The sequence below is a fragment of the Rhizobium sp. BK196 genome (assembly GCF_014193255.1).
Taxonomy (GTDB): domain Bacteria; phylum Pseudomonadota; class Alphaproteobacteria; order Rhizobiales; family Rhizobiaceae; genus Rhizobium.
Genome location: NZ_JACHZB010000002.1, coordinates 183,865 through 206,826 on the forward strand (window position 1 = coordinate 183,865; position 22,962 = coordinate 206,826).

Consider the following 22,962-nt stretch of genomic DNA (forward strand, 5'->3'; position numbering starts at 1 on the left):
AGGAGCACGATGAAGTTCTTCGTGTTCGTCACCGGGGACAAAGGGCAGGGACCAATGATTCCGTTCGCGTTTGCAGACCTGAAGGCGAAGCTGTTGTCGACCACAGCACTTGCGTTTGCGCTTGCCGCGGGCGCGGCTGGCTTTACGCGATCGGCCGTCGCTGATCCGCTTCCGACCGATGCAAGTGTTGCCGCGGGACAGGTATCGATCGGCTCGGCAGGAAAGTCGATGACGATTACGCAAGGCTCGCAGGATGCCATCGTCAACTGGAACAGCTTTTCGATCAGCCAGGACCATGCGGTCGACTTCGTTCAGCCGGGAAGCTCCTCCTCCATCCTCAACCGCGTCACTGGATCGACCACATCGACGATCGCCGGATCTCTCACCGGAAACGGTCAGGTCTATCTCATCAACCCCAACGGCATCGCAATTACCAGGACCGGCAATGTCAAGGTCGGCGCGGGCTTCGTGGCGTCCACACTGGATACCAGCGACGAGGAGTTTCTCAAGGGGAAGAGGGCGTTTGCCGGCGAGGGTGCTTCCGCGTCGGTGGAAAACAGCGGTGTGATCGACATCGGCCACGGCGGTTATGCCGCCTTGATCGGTGGTCAGGTGAGTAATGACGGGCTCATCAGCGTGCCGATGGGCAAGGTCGGACTGGGATCAGGCGAAGACGCGACGCTCGACCTGTCGGGAGACGGATTTCTGCAAGTTGCAGTGCCGACTAAAGCGGGCGGTGCGGATGCGCTTATCAAGAACGGTGGCCGCATTTCCGCCGATGGCGGCCGTATTGTCATTTCGGCCGCAACGGCTCGAGAGACTGCGCGAAAGGCCATCAACATCCCCGGATCGATCGAGGCGAGAACGATCGGCGGCAGGCAAGGCGAGATCGTCATTGGCGGTGGAGCAGGAGGGAGCGTCTCGATATCCGGCCGCTTGAATGCCACTGCCAAGAACGCCGGCAAGGGCGGCAAGGTCAAGGTCACCGGCAAATCGGTGACGCTGAACGGTGCCTTAGTCGATGCCTCCGGCGCGGCCGGAGGCGGCACGATAGAAATCGGCGGCAATCGTCAGGGCAAAGGACCTTTGCCGCGTGCCGAAACAACGGGGGTGGATCGACAAAGCGTAATCCGTGCGGATGCGACCGACGACGGTGCGGGCGGGAACATTGTTGTTTGGTCTGACCAGTCCACCACCTTTGACGGACTGGTTACGGCGAAGGGCAAAGGGGTCGGATCGGGAGGAGAAGTTGAGGTCTCGGGCAAGGCGAAGCTCGACTTTTCCGGCGCGGTCGATTTGACGGCTGAGAACGGCCGGTTTGGCAATTTGCTCCTCGATCCCTACAACGTCACCATCGCTCTCGAACCGGCCGCCCACTCGAACGGCATGAGTCCCACAGGCAACGACAGTGTGATAGACGCCATCACGCTGCAGAACGCATTGGCAACCTCGAACGTCACAATCGCAACCGGCGGATCGGGATCGCCGGGCGACCAGGCCGGAAATATCACCGTTGCTTTCGCAGGGGATCTTTTCTGGTCGAGCGATTCGACCCTTACGCTTTCAGCCTACGGCAACATTTATCTCGATACGCCTATCGTTGCCACCGGCGCCAACGCAGGCCTGGTCCTGAATTATGGCGACTTCGCCACCAGCGGCACCGCCTCGAGCGGCAGTGACTATTTCGTTCATCGGCCTGTCACTCTTTCGGGGGCCAATGCCGGCCTGACCATTAATGGACAGGCTTATACGCTCATCCACAGCGCCGATCAGTTGCAAGCCATGAATGCGAACCTTGGCGGCAATTATGCCTTGGCCGGAATGCTCGATCTTCAACCGACATTTAGCTGGAACAACAACACCGGCATGATCCCGATCGGCGATTATACAGATCCCTTCACTGGCACGTTTACGGGAATGGGCAATGCCGTCGAATCGCTCTTTTTGATGAAGACCGATCGGGAGGCCGCCGGTTTGTTCGGCGTCTCATCCGGTACGGTCCGTGACGTCGAAGTCAATGGCATCGTCACTGGATCGAAGTATGTCGGCTCTCTCGTGGGTGTCAATCACGGCATCGTCAAGTACGCCTCCGGGAATGGCATTTTAGGGGGTAATCTCTACGCCGGAGGGCTTGTCGGTCTCAACACCGGGACGATTTACGGCTCACATACTGACGGCATGGCACTCAACACGCAGGGAGCTGGCAATGGTGGCCTGGTCGGGCGCAATGACGGCGCGATTGATGAGAGTTATGCCAACATCACTGTTTCCGGCTGGACATCGATCGGAGGCTTGGTCGGGGAAAACAATGGCGCAATAACCTCATCTCATTCAGGATCAGGCGTCACCGGCATAACTTCAGTCGGTGGGCTTGCGGGTAAAAACCATGGGACGATAACCAACTCCTACGCCACAGGGGCGGTCAATGGCGTCAACAATGTCGGCGGCCTGGTCGGCGAAAATGACGGTTCGATCTCCAGTGCATATGCGACCGGCGGTGTCGGAGTTTCCGGCAGCGTAGGGTATGCCGCCGTGGGAGGCCTCATCGGATCCAATTCCGGCCTGCTACATGATGTCTACGCAACAGGCAACGTCCACGTGACGCAGAATCTCGGTGGCGAGATCGTCAATGATCCGATCCCCGACGTGCTCATCCCGCTCGTTTCAGGGGGGGGAGGTGGGTCCTACCCGCAAACTACGGACCTGCGAGGCATACAGAGGGTCGGCGGCCTGATTGGCTTCAACAGCGGTGAGCTCATCGATGCATATGCCACCGGCGATGTCACCGGCACCGTGACCGGATTTCAAGGCGTGATCTACCAGTTTGTCGGCGGATTGATCGGTGAAAACGGCGGTAGGGTCAGCAATGTTTTTGCGACTGGTGATGTGGATACCAGCACAGGTGGTGCGGACGGCGGGTCTAATGCATACGGGACAGGGGGACTCGTTGGCCTGAACATTCGATCGGCGAGCAATGGCGAGGCGACGGTTTCCAATGCATATGCAACGGGCAATGTGAATGGCGGATTTGGTACGGGGGGACTGATTGGTGTCAACGGTACCGGTGCGTTCGTCAGCAACTCCTACGCAACCGGTAATGTTTCCGGCTTGAGCATGATCGGCGGGCTCGTCGGGTTGAATCAGGATGGAACGGTCAATGGCTCCTATTCGACCGGTGCCGTGAGTGCAGAAATCAGTACTGTCGGAGGGCTTATTGGACGCAATCTCGGAACCATCCTCGGCAGCTTCTGGAACGTCACTTCCTCGGGCCTCGCCAATGGTTTCGGCAGTGGCACCGTCGCCGGAGCGACCGGTCTTGACAACTCGCAGATGATGCATCTGGCGAGCTTTGAGACGGCCGGCTGGGACATAGACGACGCAGCCGGCACCGGCTCTGTCTGGCGCATCTACGACGGATATACCTCGCCCTTGCTGCGCAGCTTCTTGACGCCGGTTACCGTCAAGGCGAACGACGGCAGCAAGGTTTATGACGGGACGGACCAGGGTGGGGAGCCGGGCTACACCGTTTCAGTCGCCGGAGCGGAGGTTCTCGGAACCGCATCTTACGCCGGATCGGGCAGGAATGTCGGCAGTCACGAACTGACCGTATCCGGCCTTTATTCCAGCCAGCAAGGCAGCGATATCAGCTATGCCGCCGGGACGCTCACGATCACACCACGCGCCATTACCGTCATTGCCGGAGACGTGAGCCGAACGTATGGCGATGCCAATCCTACATTGGGCTATAGCGTGGGCGGCGCAGGTCTCGTCGAGGGCGACGCGCTTTCGGGCGCTCTCACAACTGCGGCTACCGCTTCCTCCGGCGTTGGTTCCTATGCGATCGGCCGGGGCAGCCTCGCCGCATCCTCCAATTACGAGGTCACGTATCAGGGCGGCGTTCTGACGGTGACGCCACGGGCTATTACGGTGGCCGCAAACGAAGCGATCCGGACCTATGGCAATGAGAATTCCGCATTTACCTATAGCATCGGAGGTGCGGGGCTGGTGAACGGCGACAGGCTCGATGGTGCGCTTGCCACGACGGCAACCGCACAATCCAATGTCGGCAGCTATCTTGTTACACAAGGCACGCTGAACAACGACAACTATGCGATCAGCTATCAGGCGAATGTCCTGAGGGTGCTTCCGCGGGATATCACGGTCACGGCTGACAATATTGTCAGAAGGGGCGGCAGCGCCAATCCGGTTCTCACCTACTCCATCGGCGGACGTGGTCTGGCAAATGGGGACGTTTTGACCGGCAGCCTGGCAACGCCAGCCGGTATTGGGTCGGCCGCTGGACGTTACGACATTAGCCAAGGAAGTCTCAACAGTTCTGCCAACTACACGATGACTTTCGCGCCGGGAACCTTGACTGTCATCGATCAGGGACCGGTCAGGCTTCCCCCGGTTATAAGCGGGCCGGCCATTCAAAGTCCTGCAGGAATCGTCGAGCGTTTCATCCAGCAACAGCAGGTTCTTTCCGGCCTCAACGGCGCGAATGCCGAGGAGAGGAAGAAGCCGGCTCGTAAATCAAACATACTATCATCCGGCATTCGCGATCACGACACGCAACGGCAGCGGCGTGGTGGAGACAGAACTGAATGATCTTCACTGAAAGGCTCCTGACCGGGCCGGATCGAGCTTTTCCAACCGTCTATGCAGGCATGGCGGCGCTGTCGATGGCATTAGCTTGCAGCCCGGCTTTCGGACAGACCGCTAGCCAAATCACACAGCCTTCCTATGTGCCGCCGCAGACGCGGCAGTCCGGCGCTATCTCGTTGCCGGCGACAACCGGTCAAGACGCGCCTGCAGGCGCCGAACAGCTGTTTGTCACCTTACAGGGTGTTGATATTGAAGGCGGCTTTCCCGAATTGGCCGCCGTCGGCAAGGAAATCGAGTCCAACCTAGCGCGGCGGAAAGTGTCCGGGTCGGATCTCTTTGCCGCCGCGCGCGATCTGGAGACGGCGTACGCGCGGGCCGGCTATCTGCTCGTACGCGTGAGCCTTCCCCCTCAAACGATCCGAAATGGAGGACGCTTGAGAATGGTTGTCACCGACGGCTACGTCGAGGCAATCGATGTTTCGGCTTTGCCTCCCGCGGTGCGCACCCGCGTTCAAAGCCTCCTTGCTCCCCTTGTCGGCGCGCGCCACGTTAAAAGGCAAGAGGTGGAAAAGCGGCTCCTTCTGGCGGATGACACGCCAGGCGTGGTCTTGAATTCAACCCTGAAGCCGGGTGAAAAGCCGGGCTCCACATTATTGGTCATAGCCGGCCGCTACGACCCGATAACGGCTGACTTCTCGCTGGACAATGGCCTGTCGCGGGATCTGGGGCGCTATACGCTCGGTATCGGAACACAGTTCAACAGTGTGTTCGGTCTTGGGGAGCAGGTGTACTTCCGCCTCGGGGGTTTTCCGGATGATGATCTTCTCGGCAGTGATCCGCGCAACCGCCAGATTTCGGCGGGCTTCATCCTTCCGCTCGGGATTGACGGATTGTCGGTGAACGTCGAGGCGACGGATGCGAGAACCGAACCGGACACCGAGCTGAGCTATCGCCTTCGCGACCATTACCAACGCCTATCGACTCGCTTGAATTATGACTGGTTACGCTCGCGCGATTTCAACCTTTCGAGTGCTTTGGCGCTCGATGTAGCAAACGAACGCCAGACGATTGTTCTCGGATCAAGTGAATCTCCTTTCACCGAAGATCGCTTGCGCGTTTTGCGCCTCAGCCAGTCGATCGATGCTGAAACGCCATGGGGCGCCTCCTTAGGGGGCGTAGTCACCGCATCCCTCGGTTTGGATGCGTTGGGTGCGCGCCGGGCAACACTGGACCTTCCGATGACCCGGTATGGCGCAGAGCCTAATTTCCGCAAGCTGGAGGCTCGATGGAGCTACAGTCAGTCCATGCTGGATGACCGACTGCTTCTGACCGTTAACGGCCGCGCGCAAACCTCTTTCGGACAGGCGCTAGCGGCGTCCGAACAGATCGGTCTCGGCGGGCCGGATGGTCTTTCCGCCTACGATTCCGGCACACTCGACGGCGACAGCGGCGTTGTTTCGCGAGCCGAATTGGCTTTTCCATCGGTCTTCACGTCGCTTGCTGGCAAGACCACGCTGGCAGCGGGCTTCACACCCTATATGTTTGCGTCCGGTGGCGCGACCGTTTTGAACAAACCGACCGCAGTGGAGTCGGAGACTGTTCGCGCTTCGGCTTTCGGAGTGGGGTTCCGGGCTGCCCTGGGACAGACGACAGGTCCGGGCGCTGCAAGCTTCTCGGTTGAGTATGCGCATGGCAGCGATAGCGATCAGGGGCGCGAAAATCGTATCAACCTGCGCTTTGTGGGAGGCTTCTGAACAGGGGCCGCGGAGCCGATCGCAAACGCGCGACAAGGTGCCGCGTCCGGATGTTGACGCCGTTGACGCAGCGATGCCGCCGGTGACCGCTCATTGAGCGACGCTGATCACCGTACAGCCGTCGAGGAAGGCCGCATTGATAGGCATTGACAGACCGCGTCCGATCAAGAACCGGCTTCGAAGCAAGGTTCTCGAACACGTTTGCCAAGAAGGCCGCGGCCTCACCCGCCACGGCATGTCGGACGGCAACAAGCGGCTACTCAATCCGGTCGCAGCGTCTTACCGGTCTCCGCATCGAACAGATGAAGCTTGCCCGGCCGGGCAGCGATCGTAACGACCTGTCCCGGCTCGAAATCGTGACGTTCGGACAGCACCGCGACAAGCTCGCCGGATCCATAGCGCAGGAATACCATTGTTTCGTGGCCAGTGGGTTCGGTGACGTTGACAGTCGTCTTCAAACCGCTTGGGGCAAGTGACAGATGTTCCGGCCGCACGCCAAGGCGCACAGCCTGGCCATCGGACGCCTCCGGCGTGAAACCGAGCGCAATCTCATCGCCTGTCTCGGTGACGAAGACCGCACCGTCGGCCCTATAGCGGCCTTTCATCAGGTTCATCGACGGCGAACCGATGAAGGTGGCCACGAATGTGTTGGCGGGCCGATCGTAAAGCTCCAGGGGTGTGCCGGTCTGTTCGATCCTGCCGCCCTGCATGACGACGATCTTGTCGGCCATGGTCATTGCCTCGACCTGATCATGGGTAACGTAGATCGTCGTGGTTCTCAGTCTTTGGTGTAGTTCCTTGATCTCCTTCCGCATCTGCACGCGCAGCTTGGCGTCGAGGTTCGACAGGGGCTCGTCGAAGAGGAAGACTTGCGGCGACCTGACAATGGCTCGTCCCATTGCCACACGCTGCCGCTGGCCACCCGAAAGCTGGCGCGGATAGCGATCAAGATAGGGCACGAGGTCGAGTGTTTCGGCCGCCGCCTGCAGGCGCTGCTTGATGACATCGGCTGGCTGCTTCTGCAGGCGCAGCGCGAAGACCATGTTCTCGGCAACCGTCTTGTGCGGATAGAGCGCATAGCTCTGGAAAACCATCGCAATGTCGCGGTCCTTCGGCGGCAGATTGTTGACGATCTTTCCGCCGATCGAGATGGTGCCCCCGGTAATGCTCTCCAGGCCTGCCACCATGCGCAGCAGAGTCGACTTGCCGCAACCCGACGGGCCGACGAGCACCACGAACTCGCCATCGCGAATCTCTATATCAACCCCATGCAGGATATTTAAGGCGCCGTATGCCTTCCGCGCCTCTGAAATATTGACCTCAGCCATATGCCTCCCACTCGCTTTCCGGTCACCCCGGCACATGTTCCAGGGGATGAACCACTCGACAGCATCCAGAGTATGAGGCCCAGCGAAAGCGCGCCTGCCCCGATCCGAAATACCTTCTAAACCTCCTCATGAAACGTTTCATTTTTTGTTGACTTTTTCCGCTTCCCGTCTAATGCTCATTGATGAGACCGAGAGGAGCGGTTTCGAACAAGAATTATGAAACGTTTCATTTTCTTGTTTACCAGATAGTTCTGCACGAGACCAGTCCCAAATTCGGGCCGGAGCTATCCCGGAACACTGGCAGCGGCAGCGCACCAAACGTGGAGGAGGAAGTCATGAAAGTAGAAATTTACGATGCATTGATGCGCCGTCAGGCAAGTCGACGCGACGTTTTGCGCGGAACGGCAAGTGCGGCGGCTCTGCTCGGCCTGTCCGGCGCGATGGGCGGAATTGCCGGCACCGCATTCGCCGCCGATGATCTGCGCGCCCAGATCCTGCAGATCCCTGGCGTCGGCAAAGGCTCGCCGACGGACGCGGACTGGCAGAAAGTCGGCGAGCTCTGCCTCGGCCCGACCAAGGCCAATGTCAAGCAAGGCGAGTTTTCCGGTGTCGAGCTGACCTTCATGGGGCTCAACAACCAGAACCTCCACAACTTCCTGTTCCGCGGCTTCCTCAAGCCTTGGGAGGCCTATACCGGAGCCAAGATCAACTGGATCGACCTTGCCCAGGCCGATTACAACGCCCGCCTTCAGCAGTCGATCGCAACCGGCACTGTCGATTTCGACATCCTTGAAATGGGCGCGCCTTTCGAAGGCGACACCGCCGGACGCGGGCTCCTCGACGAGATGCCTGATTGGGCTGCAAAGCAGGTCGAAGCCGACGACCTGGTCAGCTACCTGAAGCCCCCGGTTGGCACCTGGGACGGCAAGACCTATCGCGTCACGATCGATGGCGACTGCCACACCTTCGCCTATCGCAAGGACTACTTCGGCGAAGGCTCGATCAGCGGCATGGCCGAGCCGCCGAAGACCTGGCAGGAGGTTAATGCAGCGTCCAAGGCGCTGATCGGCAAGACCGATCCGCTGACCAGCCAGCCGGCCTACGGCTACCTCGACCCGCTTAAGGGCTGGGGCGGCTTCGGCTTCTATTTCATCGAAAACCGTGCGACTGCCTATGCAAAATATCCCGGCGATCCGGTATGGCTTTTCGACCCCGAAAACATGAAGCCCCTGGTCAACAACCCCGCCTGGGTCCAGGCGATCCAGGATGTGCTGGATCTGATCGCGGCAAAGGCCTACCCGGCCGATCAGATCAATGCAGACCCCGGCACCACGGCCTTCTCGCAGTTCCTCGCAGGCACTGGCGCCATGCTGATGTGGTGGGGCGACGTCGGCTCCAGCGCACGCACCTCGGATACTTCGGTCGTCGGCGATGTGGTCGGCTTCGGCATCAACCGCGGCTCCAACCGCGTCTACAACCGCAAGTCCGGCCAATGGGAAGACAAGTATAATGAAGCGCCCAACATGGCCTATCTCGGCTGGGGCATCTACGTCACCAAGCGGGTCTCCAGCGACGAGAAAAAGCGCAAGGCAGCCTGGTCTGCTGCAGCCCATCTCGGCGGCAAGGATCTTTCGCTGTGGACGTCGGCCTATCCGTCCGGCTTCCAGCCCTATCGTCAGTCCCACTTCAACTATGACGAATGGGAAAAGGCAGGTTACGACCGCGCCTATATCGAGGATTATCTGGGCTCGAACGCCGACAGCTACAATCATCCAAACGCCGCGATCGAACCGCGCATCCCCGGTATCTTCCAATACTACTCTGTTGCGGAGGACGAATTGGCGAAGGGCTTTGCCGGACAATACAAGTCGGCGCAGGAAACCGCGGATGCGATTGCCGCCGCCTGGGAAAAGATCACTGACCAGATCGGTCGCGAGAGCCAGCTGAAACTCTATCGCACGAGCCTCGGGCTCTGATCGATTGACACAAACGGGCTGGCGGACTGAAAGCTCCGCCAGCGCCCATCTTGTCCTGGCGAGGAATATCAATGTCGACAGTCGAAGGCGACCTGCTGCACACGGTCGAAGCCGGCCCCATTTCCGTGAGCCGCCGTTTCTGGGGCCGCGCGGCTCTGTGGCTGAGCGCAGCATGGTTCATTGCATCCTTTGTATTGCAGGCTGTCCATGAGCTTGGCTGGACCGATTGGGGCTTTGCCAACTGGCGGCCGGTTCTTTACGCCTATTTCATCTGGGCCGCGGTTCTCTGCGTCACCCGCGTCGTCATCTATGGCGAGGCCGGCAAGAAGGCGCTCTTCATTCTGCCCGCGGCGCTTTTCGTCGTATCGATGGTGGTCTTCCCGCTCCTCTTTGCGCTCTGGATCGGCTTTTCGGATTGGAATCTCGCCTCTTCCGCTGGGCGGCGCTTCAACGGGCTCGACAATGTGCGGCGGATGATCGCCGATCCGTTCTATGCCAACGCCTTGCTCAACATGATCCTTTATTGCCTTGCGATTGCTGTCGAATATGCGATCGCCTTCGGCCTGGCGCTGCTCCTCAACCAGGAAATCATCGCTCGCAAGTTCTGGCGCGTCACTTTTCTCGTGCCCTTGATGCTGTCGCCGGTAGCGGTGAGCTGGATGGTCGGCAAATCGATGCTGGAGACCCGTTTCGGCCCGATCGCACGGCTGGCCCGCTGGCTCGGCTGGGAAAACCCTTCTTTTTTCGGCGATCCGCTGACGGCGCGCCTTTCGATCATGATCATGGACGCCTGGACCTTCATTCCCTTTATGATGATCATGCTGCTCGCCGGATTACAGGCCTTATCGCGAGAGGTGCTGGAGGCGGCCGAGGTCGACGGCGCTACGAAATGGCAGCGGTTCTGGAAGGTCATTTTCCCGCTCATGCTGCCTGTGTCGGTCACGGCGGTAATGATCCGCATCATCTTCAAGCTCAAGCTCGCCGACATCATCATCACGGTGACATCGGGGGGACCCGGCGGGGCGACCGATTCCGTCACTAGTTTCATCTATCGCGAATATCGCGACCGTTCGAATGTCGGATACGGGACCCTGCTCGCGCTCGTCTATCTGGTGATCATCATCGTCGGCATGACGGGGCTGATGAAAATCTCCGACCGCATCGTCAAGCGGATGACAGGAAGGCTCTGATGGTTCGCATCGATTTCGAAAAATACGGGCGCGGTCAACGCATTCGCTGGTGGGCCATGCGTCTGGCCATTTACGGCATGCTCGTCATCTGGGCGTGTGTCTGCATCTTTCCGCTGTTCTGGACGGTATCGACCTCGTTCAAGACAGCCGCAGATGTCATGCGCGGCAATCTGATCCCCTGGTTCAACTTCGCGCCCAACTGGCTCGGCTGGCGCTCGCTCGGCCTTTCTCCTGACACGATTTCTCAGATTTCGACGGTGCGTGATGAATTCATGCGCAGGCTCTGGAACAGCGTCATCATCTCCGTCACCGCATCCGCTCTGGCCGTCGTGCTCGGATCGCTCGCCGCCTACGGCCTCAGCCGCTTTTCCTATAAATTCGGCCATATGCGCAATTCCGACATTTCCTTCTTCTTCCTGTCGCAGCTGATTATGCCGCCCGTTGTCCTCGCCCTGCCGTTCCTGGTTCTCTACAGGGAACTGGCGCTCCTCGACACCTATGCCGGCATGATCGCCGTCTATACGCTGATGGTTCTGCCGATCGTCGTATGGATCATGCGCGACCAGTTCGCCACCATACCGGTTGAGCTCGAGGAGGCCGCCTTGGTCGACGGCCTGTCGATCTGGGGTGCTTTTGCCCGCATCATTGTGCCGCTCGTTCTGCCGGGCATGGTTGCCGCTTTCCTTTTGGCGCTGATCCTGTGCTGGAATGAATATTTCTTCGCCGCACTGCTGACCTCGACCAATACGAACACGCTACCGGTGATGATTGCCAGCCAGACAGGCAGCCAGGGCATCAACTGGTGGTCGATGGCCGCGCTCTCCACCGCCGGCATCCTTCCGCTGGTCATTGTCGGCGTCGTGCTTGAAAAACACATCATCGCCGGGATGACCGCAGGAGCGGTAAAATAGCCGCGGGACGTTGGAACATGTCAAAGATGCCCACAGTCAAGGATGTCGCCGAATATGCGGGCGTTTCCGTGGGCACCGTTTCGCGTGTTCTGTCTGGTGAAGCCGCCGTCAAACCCTTGCTGCGCGAAAGGGTCAACGAGGCCATTTCGGCGCTCGGCTACCGACCGAACGTGACGGCGCGAGCCTTGCGCACCAGTAGAACCGACATCATCGGTCTCGTCGTTCCGGACATTACAAATCCCTTTTTTGCGCAGCTTGCGGCAAGCGTCGAGCGTGCGGCGCTCGAATGCGCTCACAGCCTGATGCTGGCAAGCTCGCATAACGACAGCGAGGCGGAGCAGAGCCATGTTTCGGCTTTTCTCGACCGGTCGGTGCGCGGCATCATCGTGGTAGCTTCGAGCGACGGTTCAGGTCTCGATCTCTCGACCTCGGTGCCGGTCATATCGCTGGACCGGCGCTTCGGCGCCTTTCCCCTGGTGTCGACCAACCACGCGCAGGCCGCCACCCTCATTGCCGATCATCTCTATGGGCTTGGGCACCGGCACATCGCCTATATTGCCGGGCCGGCCGACACGGAAGCAGGGCGCATGCGCAAAGAGGCCTTCGTCCGCCGCATCGACGGCTTCGGCAAGGCCTACGGGCCTGTAGAATTAGAAATCGCCCACGGCAGATTCGACTACGAATCCGGCGAAAGAATTGCCCGAGAGCTCCTTTCGCGCCCGCCGCAAAGCCGGCCGACGGCGATCGCTGCCGCCAGCGACCAGCAGGCGATTGGTGCATTACGCGCCGCCCGCGACCTTAAGATCGACGTGCCGCGAAAACTGTCCATCACAGGCTTTGACGACATTTCGCTTGCCAATCTGGTGGTGCCACGGCTGACGACCGTCCGCCAGCCGGCCGACATGCTGGCGCGGCGCGCGGTCCGCCTTCTTCTGGAGGAGCCGCGGGGCATGGGAGACGAAATGGTTGACGGATCGCTGATCGTGCGCGGTTCGAGCGGACCGTGCCCGCAACCGGACGCAGCTGCCAGAAAATCGAAACCGGTTCACGGAAAGTCCGATGCGTAGATCAAAAGGGTGAGAGTGTCCTTGTGCATCCGGCAGCGCGCGCGGCACTCCAAGGCGGATGTTCCCGCACACAGAAATTGAAGCACGGCCGGCACTCCGGCTACAGAAAGGATTGAAGATCGATGCTCAAGGGAATTCGGGCCGAGCTCAACGGCGACATTCTTCAGGCACTTTGCAACATGGGACATGGCGATTATCTCGTCATTTCCGACATGAACTTTCCGTCGGATTCGATAGCCCGCCAGACGCGTGTGGGCAGACTGCTGACCATGGAAAACATTCCGGCACCGCAGGCAATCGACGCGGTCCTTTCCGTCCTGCCTCTGGATACGCCGATCCAGCCTTCGGTCGGTCGCATGGAAGTGATTGGCAAGCCGAATGAGATACCGCCGATTCAGCAGGAAGTGCAGGCGATCGTCGATCGCGCCGAAGGTAAGCCGTCGCCAATGTATCCCATCGAACGAATGGCGTTCTACGACATCGCCAAAAGGGCTTATTGCGTGATCGCGACGGGGGAATTGCGGTTCTACGGATGCTTCCTTCTGACCAAGGGCGTCATTCCAGCGGAAGAGGCCGTGAGATGAGCGAGAGAAGCGGGATCGTCATTTTAGGCATTTTTGCCGCCGACACCGCCTATAAGGCAAAGCGCCTGCCCCATATTGCCGAGACGCTGATGGGCTCGGCTTTCACGCTCGGGCCGGGAGGCAAGGGCTCCAATCAGGCGATAGCAGCGGCAAAGGCAGGCGGAGACGTGACTTTCATTTCACGGGTCGGTAACGATGCGTTCGGCGCGATGGCGCTTGCGGCCTATGCGGAGGCGGGCGTCAAAGCCAATGTTATGAAGATGGAACGCGTTTCCACGGGGGCGGCCTTCATCTTCGTCGACGAGATGAGCGGCGACAATGCCATCATCGTGGTGCCGGGCGCGGCAGGGCTGATCGGCATCGAAGATGTCGAAGCGAACCGGGCGGTCATCGAAAGCGCCGCCATTTTCATGACACAGCTCGAACAACCGCTGGAGGCGGCTCTGCATGGCCTGTCTATAGCCAAGAGGGCAGGGGCAACGACAATCTTCAACCCGGCGCCGGCCAGCGCCATCCCGGACGGCATCTATGGCTTGTGCGATTTCATTGTTCCCAACGAAGTCGAAGCAGCGGAGCTAGTGGGCCATGCGATCGAAACCGACGAGCAGGCACGCGCAGCGGCGCGCACCCTCATCGGTCGAGGCGCGAAAGCAGCGGTCATCACGCTGGGTGCCCGCGGTGCGCTCTATCACACCGCCGGGGAAAGCGAGTTCATTCCCGCTTTTTCGGCGGGAAGTGTCATCGACACGACCGGAGCCGGCGACGCCTTTCTCGGCGGGTTCGCGACGGCGATCTCCGAAGGCCGGGCGCCAATCGAGGCCGTTCGTTTCGGCTGCGCAACCGCCGCAATCGCCGTAACACGGCCGGGCACGGCTCCCGCCATGCCTTCTCGCGCCGAGATCACTGCCTTGCTAGGCTCCTGATGATTGAATACCGCAGAGGAGTTGGACGAGGCGCGCCAGCCTCGTCATCTCCGGAAGCCGTCGATTCAATCTTATAAAGACGGAGCCGACGCCACGCCGACGCGATCAATTGCTCTTTCGCCGCATTCCTCGCAGCGCTGACGCTCAAGGATTAACCGGAATGAGGCGCTGCATCGCTAAAGAATTCGGCTAACTCCTCGGCCGTCTCGGCGGGATGCTCCTCAGGAAAGAAGTGGCCTCCTGGCATGGCATGACCAACGACTTCGTCCGCCAATTGTCGCCATAACGCCAGCGGTCCCCTTCCTCGGCATACCACGTAGCGACTGCGCCGGGTCCACTCCAAAGAGCCATCAGTGGGCAAACAATCCGGTGTCCGGAGATTTGATCGTCCATGTCATGTTGGCGATCGGCGCCTGCCGCAGCACGATATTCCTCGCAGATCGCGTGCACATGTTCCGGGCTTCTGAGCGTGTCAATATAGGCTTCCCTAATCTCCGGCGGGAATACCGTGGCGGAAGATCCCCAGCCAGTAAGCGCTTCGTCGACGACAGCCTCTGGCGCGCCGGCGATCAACTTTTCTGGCAGGGGTTCTGCTTGCGCAAACAGGAGCCACGGCCAGAACGCCAGGGCAAACCGGTCATCAGCTCGATCCCATACGGTCACCGTAGGAACGATGTCGAGAACGGCAACCTTTCTGATCGCCGTGGCGTGATCGAGCGCCATACGGTACCCCACGCGAGCCCCGCGGTCATGACCGGCGACCATAAACTCGCTAAAGCCGAGCTTTGCCATAACCTCGACCATCTCAGCAGCCATGGCTCGTTTTGAATAGGCCAGGTGATCGCGGGCGGACGGAGGACAACCGCTCGCGCCGTATCCGCGTAGGTCGGCACAGATGACGGTGAACTCGGAGGCAAGCAGCGGGGCGACGTCGCGCCACATGAGATGGGTTTCAGGGAAGCCGTGCAGCAACAGGACCGGCGGACCGTTACCCGCGATGGTAATGAATATTGACCCACCTGATACGAAAACTGTTTGTGCACGGTCGTGGTTCGACACTTCACTTCTCCTCGCGGGTTTGTCACTCAAGCGCTCAAATGCGCGAATGCGGGAGCTCAATTGAACGCCCGCCCGCCCGGCACGCTCACGTCGACGGAGACGATGGGAGCTGCCTAGTGTCGCCTCGCTCCCAGCAATATTTCCATCGTAACATCGGTAACAAGACTGGCGTTCCAAAGATCCTCCAATGAGCTCGTTCTCAGAGGCTTGAGAACATGCTAAGTTTCATCGGCTACAGAGGGGGGAAACCAATGCCACGCATCGCAAATCTTTACTTCAAAACTGCCATCATTTTTCTGATCGCGGGCATCTCGGTCGGCCTTCACATGTCTATTTCAGGTAATCACGCACCGACGGGGGCCCATGCGCATGCCAACCTGCTCGGCTGGGTCACCATGGCGATCTTCGGCGTTTACCACGCGCTCAATCCGCACAAGGCAGAAAAGCGCCTGGCGATGATCCAATACGTCGTCTATACGGTCGGCGTCGCGTTGCTGATCCCGTCCCTTTATCTGCTGCTTTCCGGAAACACGGCGATGGAACCGATTGTCGCCATTTCCTCGCTCATCGCCTTCGCAGGCGTGCTGATGTTCGCCGTCATCATCTTCTCCAGCAGCGAGGCTCCGAGCCCGGCCGGCGTCTCGCGGGCGAGCTGACCCAACCAATCGGCACATCGGCGCCTTCTTGAGCAAAGGCGAGGGCGCGTCTAAATCCCGTCGCCTCGAGGACCATCGCCTCTTACGCGGAAGATGCTTGGACCATATTGCGGCCCGACAATGATTTAAAGGGCGGTCAGCGCCATTCCGATAACGGCTGCGAACGTCGCGAGGCAGGAGGTCCACCCGGCTCCTTTCGGGCTCTGTCGATGACGAACTGACATTGGCAATCAGCAGCGGAACGGTGGTGGTCGCAGCAACCTAGCGCCGGTGGCACTTCGCCATACTTCCCGCCAAACCTCGACCCGTTGCTCTGCCGATGCCGGCTCGCAATATCTTATCCGCGCTGGAACTTTCAGCTCCCTGATCGATTAGTCGCGACGCAAGGGAGGATCGAAGACAGGAGTGCCTTGACGCCCACGCAGCATCCCGATCAAGCCATCCAGATCGCTATCGAGGCGCATGAAGGTCAGACTGAAAAGGTCCGTCGGCCCTACTGACGCCGGAGATGAACCGTCGCCTCAATTCGTTGATTTCGTGGAAACCGCGACTTTTTTCAGGATTGCTGATTCGACCTCAGGAGCAGTCCAGCGAACCTTTGAAGCGAATCATCAACTGCACCCGCAGAATCAATATCTTTCCCGCGTGGAGGCGCGTTCAACGATTTCAGTTTTCAGAACTACCACGCGGGCCGTCTGCCCTTCGCCATTTAACCGCTCGACGAGCAATTTGGCGGCCGTCGCCCCGAGATCGTAGACGGGTTGGCGCACGACGGTCACGGGAGGCGTCGTTACAGATGTCCAGTCGGCATCGTGGAATGACACAAGCGAGAGGTCATCTGGAATGCTAAGCCCCAGCTGACGGTGAATCTTGAACACCTCCAGGCCGATTATACTGTCGGATGCAATGATTGCCGTCGGACGCCGCGCCGATTGGAGCATTTCTGTGACGATGCGATGCGTATGTTCTGGCGTGAAGGCGCCGACACGCACCCAATCCTCCATGCCGGTCAGGCCAGCCTCGCGGCAGACGCTAAGAAACCCTTCGATGCGCCGTCGCACGGAGCCGGTACCGATGTCCTTTGCCGTGTGGAAGCGATGGTCCGGCGTGTCGCAAGCGGTAAGATAGGCGATATGGCGATGGCCTAGCGCAATCAGCCGGCGCGTGATGTTCTCGGCGGCGTACCGGTCATCGGCAATGACGGTGTCGACGTCCAGCGTGTCGCTTCCGCGATCGAGCAACGCGAGCGGAACCCCGGAGCGAACAGCCTCATGCAAGTGCTCGACGTCGTTTTCCTTGGCAGGCGAGACGATGAGGCCGTCGACACGTTTGGCAAGTAGGGTACGAATGGCCGCCCTTTCCGCGACAACGTCCTCGCCTGAATTGATGAGGATGACGGTGAAGTCCGCCTGCCGGGCGACATCGGTGATGCCGCGCACGGCGAGACTGAAGAACGGGTTTTCTATATCGCCGACAACGACGCCGATCGTGCCGGAGCGACCGGTCGTCATGCTGCGCGCAAGCTCGTTTGGCCGATAATCAAGTGCGCGTGCTGCGGCGGTGACAGCCTCACGCACTCGCTCGCTAACGGTTCCGTATCCGCCCAAAACCCGCGCAGCCGTCGCCTTCGAGACGCCTGCCCTGCGCGCGACGTCGGCGACTGTAACGGAGGTGCTTCTGGGCGGGCTCTGGTCCATGGAGGTTAGCCTTACAAGAGATATTGACGAGTGGCAAATGCGCAAAGATCACTTGACAAATATCAAAGAGACCGGTCTCTTCTATTGTGAGACCGGTCTCAAGAAGAAACGCAGTTTCGGGGCATGCTGATGTCATCGACTGGACGCCCGGCGGGTGCCGTGGTCCGGAGGGGACGCGTGTGCCTTGAAAAAAGGCAGAGATCACCACCACCAGAGGAGACGAAACCAATGCGATTGATAGAAACCTTTAAACTCCGCCTTGCCCGAGCGCGCGTCGCTACCGTCGCGGTTGCGCTGGCCGCGCTGGCAGGTGCCGCAATGCCGATCCATGCGCAGGACAATCCGCTCGGTCTTATCGACCCTGCCGTCATCAGCGTCGGCACGATGGGCGATGCCAAGCCCTATGCCTTCACCACGGCGGACGGCAGTTTCACCGGCTTCGACATCGAACTGTTCCTCAATGTTGCGGAGCGCCTGGGCTTCAAGAGGGAGCAGGTCGTCTTTACCGGTCAGGAATTCTCCGCCTTGATGCCTTCGGTCGCCAACAGCCGCTTCGATGTCGCCGCCGCCGCCATCGGGACAACTGACAAGCGCAAGGAGACGGTGGATTTTTCTGATGGCTATCTCGCCGGTTTCCTCACCGTGTTGACGCCGGATGCCGGTATCACCGATGCGGCCGCTCTCAAGGGAAAACGCCTTGGTGTGGTGCAGGGAACCTTGCAGGAAATCTATGCCGAGAAAAATTTTACCGGCGCTGATCTCGTCAAATTTCCAGATAACAATTCCGCAGTCTCCGCGCTCAATAATGGCACGGTCGACGCCCACTTTCTCGACTACGAAGCGGCTAAGGATTATTCGACGCGCTATCCCGAGCTGAAGGTTGCCGTCAACATCCCGAGCTTCGACGCGCCGGCCGGTTTCGTGGTCCGCAAGGGCAATGATGCCCTGCGCGAAGCGCTGAACAAGGGTCTGCGCGAGGCCATGCAGGACGGTACCTGGAAAAAACTGCACGAAAAGTGGTTTCCGGGCACGCCGATGCCAGACGCCTATCTGCCCAAGCCATGATGCCGCCGACCGGCCCGGCTTATTGTCGGACCGGTCCTTCTTCCAAGGGATCTCCTGATGAACTGGCTTGAAAACCTGCGCCGCAGCTTCCTCGACTGGAACGCCATGGGTGAAGTCCTGCCGACCATGATCACGGTCGGCCTGAAGAACACGCTGATCCTCGCAGCGGCCTCGACGGTGCTCGGCATTGTTATCGGCATGGCGCTCGCCATTATGGGCATCTCCAGATCGCGCTGGCTGCGAATCCCGGCCCGTCTCTATACCGATATCTTTCGCGGCCTGCCGGCCATCGTAACCATTCTCCTGATCGGCCAGGGATTTGCCCGCATGGGTCGCGAGCTGTTCGGTCCGTCGCCCTATCCGCTCGGCATTCTTGCGCTCAGCCTGATCGCCGGCGCCTATATCGGCGAGATTTTCCGCTCGGGCATCCAGAGCGTCGACCGAGGTCAGATGGAAGCATGCCGGGCGCTGTCGATGAGCTACGGCCAAGCCATGCGCCTCATAGTCGTGCCGCAGGGTGTGCGCCGCGTGCTGCCGGCCCTCGTCAACCAGTTCATCGGCAACGTCAAGGATTCAAGCCTCGTCTACTTCCTCGGCCTGCTAGCCTCCGAGCGCGAGATCTTCCGCGTCGGACAGGACCAGGCTGTCGTAACCGGTAATCTCTCACCGCTTCTCCTGGCCGGCATTTTCTATCTCATCGTCACCGTGCCGCTCACCCATGTCGTCAACGCCATTGACAGTCGCCTGCGGCTAGGCAAGCAGCGCCCCGCAGTCGTCACCAGCGGACTGGAGGAGGTGAGCGAACTCGATGGCGCCGGCCGCGCCTCCGGGACTGCCTTTAAGGGCGGCAGCCTCGAGGTGCGCGATCTCGGCATCGCGTATGGCGAACTCGACGTGCTGAAGGGTGTCGACCTCTCGGTGAAGCCGGGCAGCGTCACCTGTGTCATCGGCCCGTCCGGCTCCGGCAAGTCGACATTGTTGCGCGGGCTGAACCGTCTCGTCGAGCCTAAGAGCGGTGACGTCCTCATCGACGGCAAAAGCACTCTTGCCATGAAGCCCGAAACGTTGCGTCGCCGCGTCGGAATGGTATTCCAGCACTTCAACCTCTTCCCCGACCACACGGCGCTTGAAAACGTCATGCTCTCGCTGACGAAGATCAAGGGCCTGCCAAAGGCCGAGGCCGAGCGCATTTCCAAGGCGCGGCTTGCCGATGTCGGCCTTGCCGGTCGGCAGCATCACCGCCCCGGCGGCCTCTCGGGCGGCCAGCAGCAGCGAGTGGCCATTGCCCGGGCGCTTGCCATGGAGCCGGAGGTCATTCTCTTCGACGAGGTTACGAGCGCGCTCGATCCTGAATTGGTGAAGGGAGTGCTCAATCTGATGGCCGATCTCGGCAAGCGCGGCATGACCATGGTCGTCGTCACGCATGAAATGGGTTTCGCCCGCCGCGTCGCCGATCAGGTCGTCTTCATGGACGAGGGGCGTGTGGTGGAAGCAGGCACGCCCGAGGCGATCTTCGACAACCCGCAGAGCCCGCGCCTCCAACGCTTCCTTGCGGAAGTGCTCTAAGCGCGGGACGGGAGAAAATTAATGACACGAAAGATACGATGGGGCGTGCTCGGCTGCGCGGGCATTGCCGTCAAGGCCGTGATCCCGGCCATCCAATCCAGCCGGCTCGGCCGTGTGACCGCCATCGCCTCGCGAGATCCGGGCAAGGCAACGCAGGTGGCCGCCCGTTTCGGCATCGACAGGGCCTACGGAAGTTACGAGATGTTGCTCGCCGATCCCGATATCGATGCGATCTACAACCCGTTGCCCAACCATCTGCATGTGCCGCTGACGATTAAGGCGTTGCAGCATGGCAAGCCTGTACTCTGCGAAAAACCGATCGCCCTTAACGCTGCGCAGGCGGGGGAACTTGCGGCGGCGCAAAGGGCCGCCGGACTGCCGGTCGCCGAAGCGTTCATGGTCCGCCATCATCCGCAATGGAAGAAAGCGCGCGCATTGGTCGCCGAGGGGCGGATCGGCGAGGTGAAGGCTATCCAAACGATCTTCTCCTACTACCTCGTCGATCCCGCCAATGTGCGCAACCAAGCCGATATCGGTGGTGGCGGTCTGTTCGACGTCGGCTGCTACGCCGTCAGCACGGCCCGCTTCCTGTTCTGTGCCGACCCAGCGCGGGCAATCGCCTTGATGGAGCGGGATCCGCTCTTTGGAACGGATCGGCTGACAAGCGGACTGCTCGAGTTTCCAGAGGGGAGGCAGCTCGCTTTTACCTGTTCCACCCAGCTTGCGCTCACGCAGAAGGTCACGGTGCTCGGAACACGTGGGCGCCTGGAAATCCCGATCCCCTTCAACGCGCCGGCCGACAAGCCGACGGTGCTTGTGCTCGATGACGGTCGCGATCTTGCTGGCGGAGGGCGCGAGGAGATCGCCATAGAACCTGCCGACCAATACCGCGAGCAGGCCGATACCTTCGCAGAATCCGTGCTCTCCGGCACCCCGCTCGATACGGGGCTGGAGGATGCGATCGTCAACATGAGGGCGATCGACGCGCTCTTCCGCTCCGCCGTCAGCGGCCGCTGGGAAGAGCCCTGACCGCCCCATCCACCCGCATGACCAACCAATCGAAAGACACTCCCATGACCGACAACATGATCTCTTCGGCCGTCGTCATCGGCGCCGGCATCTTCGGCGTCTCCACGGCCGTCCAGCTAGCGCGGCGCGGTGTCCGCGTGACCATCCTGAATGACGGTCCGCCGGCCAACGGCGCTTCCGGCCGCTCCCTCTCCTGGTTGAACTCGGCACGCATGCGCTCTGAACCCTATCATCGGCTGCGCATGGCCGGCATCGATCGTTATCGTACGCTTTCAGCGCGGTTTCCGGATGCCGATTGGCTTCGCTTCGACGGGGGCCTGACCTGGGACGCCGATGACGGGCGCAACGAGATCGATACGGCCTATCGGTACGAGGTGTCGCTCGGCTATGATGCACAATGGCTGTCGGGCGCCGATATCGCCGGTGTCACGCCCGGCGTAAACGCGAACGCGATCACCCCCCAGGGCGCTATCTTCAATCCAGGTGAGGGTTGGGTCGATCTGCCCGCGCTGATCGGCCTGCTTCTGAAGGAATATTCTGAGCTCGGGGGCGTACTGGTGACGGACCAGGGAGCCGCACGGGCCTTGATTGAGGGCGGCCGGGCGGTCGGTGCCGAGACGGCGACGGGCGGACATTTCCTGGCTGATGCCGTCGTGCTGGCGACCGGTCCCGCCGTGCCGAGGATGGCCGCCGAGAGCGGGCAGATCATCGGCGACGGGACGCCGATCGCCCTCCTCGTACAGACCAAACCGTTTGCCCATCCCTTGCGCGCGGTTCTCAACACGCCCCGTGTGGCCGTTCGCCCCGCGCCGGGCGGCGCTTTCTCGCTCGACGCCGACTGGGCCGCCGACGAAGGGGTGACGCTGCGCCCGGACGGCGGATTCGAAATCGACGACAGCGTCGTTGCGGCTCTTTTGGCCGAAGCTGCAAATGTAATGGAAGGTAATCCGAAGCTTGAGGTTGCCACGATCGGCGTCGGCGGCAAACCGATACCTGGCGATGGCGAACCGGTTGTCGGTGCCCTCAAGGCGATACCAGGTTATTACGTCGCCTTTAGCCACAGCGGCGCAACACTCGGACTCATCCTGGGCGAATTGCTCGCGTTCGAAGTCATGAGGGGCGCCGAACATCCCATGCTCGCGACCTTCCGGCCTGAGCGTTTCGCCTTGAGTTGAGCTAACCTCCCGCACGCCCAAAAAGATGAGCCTGCCGCTTCGGCGGCGGGCCTTTTTCTACCACGGCGATGGGAACGTCGGTTCAGAATCCCTTTAAGGCGGGACCGTTCCTTCGCAACGGCTGACGAGCCCGAGGGCTTTTCGGGCCTTTATTGGTGGCTGCGTAATCCGGACGAGTTCGGATTTCAGCGGAGTTGCCGCAAACTAAGCTCCGCGGAATCCCGCTCGGCTCCCATCATTGAAGCAGGGACCTGACCAGGATAATGACCGTCGACGATGCCGCTGCGCTTAAAACGCAGCCAATGGTGACGAACTGGTTGGAGCCACTACCCATCGCATGTTCGCGCGACTGCTTTCGCGCTGCGTGGCCGTCGAAG

The 22,962-nt window shown here is 60.4% G+C and carries 15 protein-coding genes and 1 pseudogene; 13 read left to right on the forward strand and 3 right to left on the reverse strand.

Annotation, left to right across the window (positions count from 1 at the left end; translation table 11 throughout):
* The first annotated feature begins 9 nt into the window (after window positions 1-9).
* Window positions 10-4,608, forward strand: a complete 4,599-nt coding sequence (locus tag FHT78_RS07500) for an MBG domain-containing protein (protein WP_183742162.1) — start codon at window positions 10-12, stop codon at window positions 4,606-4,608.
* Window positions 4,605-6,359: a ShlB/FhaC/HecB family hemolysin secretion/activation protein gene (locus tag FHT78_RS07505; protein WP_210289793.1), complete on the forward strand. Its 1,755-nt coding sequence runs from the start codon at window positions 4,605-4,607 to the stop codon at window positions 6,357-6,359. Before FHT78_RS07500 ends, FHT78_RS07505 begins: the two co-directional genes overlap by 4 nt.
* Window positions 6,360-6,619: 260 nt before the next feature.
* Here the strand turns inward: FHT78_RS07505 and ugpC are convergent, their stop codons facing one another.
* Window positions 6,620-7,687, reverse strand: coding sequence for a sn-glycerol-3-phosphate ABC transporter ATP-binding protein UgpC (ugpC, locus tag FHT78_RS07510; RefSeq protein ID WP_183742164.1), 1,068 nt, complete (start codon window positions 7,685-7,687; stop codon window positions 6,620-6,622).
* Between the two features lie 335 nt (window positions 7,688-8,022).
* On the opposite strand from ugpC, the gene FHT78_RS07515 reads away from it, so the two are divergent.
* The 6 genes from FHT78_RS07515 (at window position 8,023) to FHT78_RS07540 (ending at window position 14,338) form a co-directional block, all read left to right on the forward strand.
* A complete protein-coding gene (locus tag FHT78_RS07515; RefSeq protein WP_183742166.1) occupies window positions 8,023-9,663 on the forward strand; it encodes an extracellular solute-binding protein in 1,641 nt (546 codons plus the stop codon).
* A gap of 71 nt (window positions 9,664-9,734) precedes the next feature.
* Window positions 9,735-10,853, forward strand: a complete 1,119-nt coding sequence (locus FHT78_RS07520; RefSeq protein WP_183742168.1) for a sugar ABC transporter permease — start codon at window positions 9,735-9,737, stop codon at window positions 10,851-10,853.
* Entirely contained in the window at window positions 10,853-11,764 is a 912-nt protein-coding gene (locus FHT78_RS07525) for a carbohydrate ABC transporter permease (RefSeq protein ID WP_183742170.1), read from the forward strand. The genes FHT78_RS07520 and FHT78_RS07525 overlap by 1 nt, the downstream gene beginning before the upstream one ends.
* Before the next feature lie 17 nt (window positions 11,765-11,781).
* Complete coding sequence (locus FHT78_RS07530) at window positions 11,782-12,831, forward strand: LacI family DNA-binding transcriptional regulator (protein WP_183742172.1); 1,050 nt, start codon at window positions 11,782-11,784, stop codon at window positions 12,829-12,831.
* 122 nt (window positions 12,832-12,953) lie between these two features.
* Entirely contained in the window at window positions 12,954-13,415 is a 462-nt protein-coding gene (locus FHT78_RS07535; RefSeq protein ID WP_183742174.1) for an RbsD/FucU domain-containing protein, read from the forward strand.
* The gene (locus FHT78_RS07540) at window positions 13,412-14,338 is read left to right on the forward strand and encodes a ribokinase (RefSeq protein ID WP_183742176.1); all 927 of its coding nucleotides are present in this window, start codon (window positions 13,412-13,414) and stop codon (window positions 14,336-14,338) included. The genes FHT78_RS07535 and FHT78_RS07540 overlap by 4 nt, the downstream gene beginning before the upstream one ends.
* Window positions 14,339-14,489: 151 nt before the next feature.
* Here FHT78_RS07540 and FHT78_RS07545 read toward each other — a convergent pair.
* Window positions 14,490-15,397, reverse strand: a pseudogene (locus tag FHT78_RS07545) (alpha/beta hydrolase).
* Window positions 15,398-15,648: 251 nt separating this feature from the next.
* Between FHT78_RS07545 and FHT78_RS07550 the strand changes: the two are divergent.
* A complete protein-coding gene (locus FHT78_RS07550) occupies window positions 15,649-16,053 on the forward strand; it encodes a hypothetical protein (protein ID WP_183742178.1) in 405 nt (134 codons plus the stop codon).
* Between the two features lie 629 nt (window positions 16,054-16,682).
* On the opposite strand, the gene FHT78_RS07555 is transcribed toward FHT78_RS07550, so the two are convergent.
* Window positions 16,683-17,750, reverse strand: a complete 1,068-nt coding sequence (locus tag FHT78_RS07555) for a LacI family DNA-binding transcriptional regulator (RefSeq protein WP_183742180.1) — start codon at window positions 17,748-17,750, stop codon at window positions 16,683-16,685.
* 228 nt (window positions 17,751-17,978) lie between these two features.
* Between FHT78_RS07555 and FHT78_RS07560 the strand changes: the two genes are divergently transcribed.
* From FHT78_RS07560 to FHT78_RS07575, 4 genes are read left to right on the forward strand one after another with little or no spacing between them, the layout of a single operon-like run.
* Window positions 17,979-18,815: an ABC transporter substrate-binding protein gene (locus FHT78_RS07560; protein WP_183742181.1), complete on the forward strand. Its 837-nt coding sequence runs from the start codon at window positions 17,979-17,981 to the stop codon at window positions 18,813-18,815.
* A gap of 57 nt (window positions 18,816-18,872) precedes the next feature.
* A complete protein-coding gene (locus FHT78_RS29615; protein ID WP_183742183.1) occupies window positions 18,873-20,381 on the forward strand; it encodes an amino acid ABC transporter permease/ATP-binding protein in 1,509 nt (502 codons plus the stop codon).
* Between the two features lie 21 nt (window positions 20,382-20,402).
* Window positions 20,403-21,410 (forward strand): Gfo/Idh/MocA family oxidoreductase, encoded by a 1,008-nt coding sequence (locus tag FHT78_RS07570; RefSeq protein ID WP_183742185.1) that lies wholly within the window; start codon window positions 20,403-20,405, stop codon window positions 21,408-21,410.
* Between the two features lie 44 nt (window positions 21,411-21,454).
* Complete coding sequence (locus tag FHT78_RS07575; RefSeq protein ID WP_183742187.1) at window positions 21,455-22,585, forward strand: FAD-binding oxidoreductase; 1,131 nt, start codon at window positions 21,455-21,457, stop codon at window positions 22,583-22,585.
* The last annotated feature ends 377 nt before the right edge of the window (window positions 22,586-22,962 follow it).